Source organism: Flaviaestuariibacter amylovorans (assembly GCF_039541815.1).
In the GTDB taxonomy this organism is placed as follows: Bacteria; Bacteroidota; Bacteroidia; order Chitinophagales; family Chitinophagaceae; genus Flavisolibacter; species Flavisolibacter amylovorans.
Window position 1 is genome coordinate 1 of the sequence record NZ_BAABGY010000029.1, and the last position, 610, is coordinate 610.

1 protein-coding gene is annotated in these 610 nt (G+C 64.4%); it reads left to right on the plus strand.

Translation table 11 applies throughout. From position 1 onward, the window contains the following. Positions 1 to 610: transposase (locus ABD937_RS23800; RefSeq protein WP_345258588.1), on the plus strand; the 610-nt coding region annotated here is incomplete at both ends.

Genomic DNA, 610 nt, shown 5'->3' on the forward strand with positions numbered 1-610 from the left:
GGGCTGCTATCACGAGGAGCTCGCCTTCTTCCTCCACGACAGGGGTGCGGAGGTCTCCGTGGTGCTGCCCAACCGCATGTCGGCCTACCTGCGCACGTTGGAGGTAAAGACCCTCACCGACGCCACCTGCGCCGATGGCATCTGCCGCTTTTCGCTGGAGCGCAGCGTGGAGCTTTGGCAGGCGCCGCAGGGCATCTACCGCACTCTGCGCCGCCTCACGCGCGAGCGGGGCTCGATTGTGGAGGAGCGCACCGCCGTCAAAAACGAGCTCCATGCCCTGCGCCACAGCCACGCTCCGCTCGCAGGTACCCTGAAGCGCACCGAGGCCCGGATCGCATTTCTCAACAACCAGGAGCGGCAGGTGCTCCAGGAGCTCCATGCCCTTGTCAAGAGCGACGCCGAGGTACGGCAGGTAGTAATGCTGCTCTGCTCGATCTGTGGGGTGGGTGAGCTTACGGCCCTTACCGTGCTGGGCGAGACGTCTGGCTTTAGCCTGATGCGCAGCAGAAAGCAACTCGCCTCCTTCGCCGGCTTCGATGTGGTGGAAAAGCAAAGCGGCACCTCCGTCAGGGGCAAGACCCGCATCTCCAAACGGGGCAACCGACACCTA